Annotated in this window: 1 pseudogene; it reads right to left on the bottom strand. The window is 36.8% G+C overall.

What is annotated here, in order from left to right:
* A pseudogene (locus tag KH400_RS22885) lies at positions 1–351 on the bottom strand (KamA family radical SAM protein); the annotation flags it as partial.

Below are 351 nucleotides of genomic sequence, written 5' to 3'. Positions count from 1 at the left end.
ATCCTGAAGTTCTTGCCTTAGCTTCTTCTACAATATCATATGCTTCTTTTAGAGTTAGAACAAAGGAACGGTTCCCAGCCACTGGACGATTAATAAAAAAGTAGTAAGGAGTTACTCCTGCCCACGATAATTTATCTAATAATTCTCCTAATACAACCGGGTCATCATTAATGCCTTTTAAGACAGGGGTTTGATTTACGATAATTGCTCCTGCGTCGTGTAATGCTTTAAAACATTTTCGTGCTTCTTCAGTTATTTCTCTAGGGTGGTTTATGTGAGCCATAATATAGATTCGTCGTTCTTCAGTGGAGTATTCTTTAATTAACTCAAGTAGGCTTTCATCTTCGTATA

Origin of the sequence: Desertibacillus haloalkaliphilus (assembly GCF_019039105.1) — a bacterium.
Classification (GTDB): domain Bacteria; phylum Bacillota; class Bacilli; order Bacillales; family KJ1-10-99; genus Desertibacillus; species Desertibacillus haloalkaliphilus.
This window is presented reverse-complemented; position numbering and strand designations above follow the sequence as displayed.